The 1059-nt window shown below is 61.5% G+C and carries 1 protein-coding gene; it reads right to left on the bottom strand.

The features are described 5' to 3' along the window. Nucleotides 1–15: 15 nt before the first annotated feature. Nucleotides 16–964 (bottom strand): IS630 family transposase gene (locus tag NKJ40_RS31770; protein ID WP_245262801.1). Its coding sequence is split into 2 segments (ribosomal slippage): nt 16–622 and nt 621–964, totalling 951 coding nucleotides; the frame shifts between segments, so codons are not numbered across the junction. Nucleotides 965–1059 lie beyond the last annotated feature (95 nt).

Here is a 1059-nt window from a genome sequence, read left to right as displayed (position 1 = left end):
TAGAGCAGAATCTGATCACTCAGGCTCGTATCCTGCGGCGCAGAAGTAGTTTGAGCACTCCTCGGCGGTGAAGCGTGGCAAGGCGTCGCGGATTGCGTCCCAAAGCTCGGGGATGTTGCGTGCGGCGGCTTTCCTGAGGATCGACTTCAGCTTGGAGAAGGCATTCTCGATCGGGTTAAAGTCGGGGCTGTAAGGCGGTAGGAAGAGCATTCGCGCGCCGGCCGCTTCGATCGCTTGGCGGGCGGCGGCGACTTTGTGAGCGGGCAGGTTGTCGAGGATGACGATGTCACCAACTCGAAGCGTAGGCGCCAATACATGCTCGGCATAAGCGGCGAACCATTCACCCGTCATCGGTCCGTCGAGGACCATCGGCGCAGTCATGCCCGTCAGGCGCAATGCGCCTGTAAAAGTAGTCGTTTTCCAGTGCCCGTGCGGGATCGGAGATCGGCACCGCATGCCCCGCTTTGCCCGTCCACGCAGGCGAGCCATCTTCGTCGATGCGCCGGTCTCGTCGATAAAGACCAACCGTTCGGGATCGAGATCAGGCTGGGCCTTGAACCAGGCGCGTCGCCGCGCGAGCACGTCGGGCCGATCCTGCTCGCTGGCGTGCGCTGTTTTTTTTGAAGGTCATCGAGTGACGGTCGAGAAAGCGCCAGATCGTGCTCGGCGCGAACACGACCGCATGCTCCGCCCTGAGAAATTCAGCCAACTCGACCAGTGTGATGTCGTCCTGACCTTCGATCACCGCTAGGATCGTATCCCGGTAGGCTTCGATCCGCTGGGAGCGCTTGTCTCCGCCTTGGGGCTTTGCCCGCGTCGCGCCGCTCTCTCGCCATTCGCGGACCCAGCGGACCGCGCTTGCCGCGGCAACACCGAAACGATCCGCCGCAGCCCGCCGCGACAGGCCACTCTCAACCGCTGCGATCACTCGCGAACGCAAATCCTCCGATATGGCTCTAACCATGCCTGCTGGCCTCCATACCCAGCCGACATGATGAATCAGATATTCTCCCCGATGGGAATCCCTCGCGATTCCATCAGGTCAGATTATGCTCTAGT

The organism is Mesorhizobium sp. M0119 (assembly GCF_040322615.1).
Taxonomy (GTDB): domain Bacteria; phylum Pseudomonadota; class Alphaproteobacteria; order Rhizobiales; family Rhizobiaceae; genus Mesorhizobium.
The sequence above is the reverse complement of the archived record's forward strand: the minus strand, read 5'-3'. Positions and strand labels throughout refer to the sequence as shown.